The following is a 369-nucleotide window of genomic DNA, read 5'->3' on the forward strand; positions in this document are numbered from 1 at the left end:
TGACGTAAGTCATGAAACCAGGCCCCGGCAGGCGGCCCTCGGCGGAGCCTTACGAAATAGCGCAGATCGAAGCCGGATCAGGGATCGATCCAGTGGATCGATACCCCGGCGCAGGGCACAGACCGGAGGAGATCGTCGCCAAGCTTCGGCAGGTCGACGTGTTGGTGTCGCAGGGCCGCTCGGTGGCCGAGGCTGTGCGCCCGGTCGGCGTGACGAAGTTCACCTACTTCCGCTGGCGCGAGGAGTTCAGCGGCCTGAAGATCGATGAGGTGAAGCGGCTGAAGGAGCTGGACAAGGAGAACGAGCGGCCGCGGTGTGAACCGCGCCGGGTTTGCCGGAGGCCGATTTCGTTTAGTTACGCGGCCATGG

General features: G+C 64.5%; 1 protein-coding gene. It reads left to right on the forward strand.

Features of this window, described 5'->3' with window-relative positions; genetic code table 11:
- Positions 1–92 precede the first annotated feature (92 nt).
- The coding region (locus FG154_RS20900; RefSeq protein ID WP_246100496.1) for a transposase at positions 93–369 on the forward strand (277 nt) is incomplete at its 3' end.

This window comes from Cereibacter sediminicola (assembly GCF_007668225.1).
In the GTDB taxonomy this organism is placed as follows: domain Bacteria; phylum Pseudomonadota; class Alphaproteobacteria; order Rhodobacterales; family Rhodobacteraceae; genus Cereibacter_A; species Cereibacter_A azotoformans.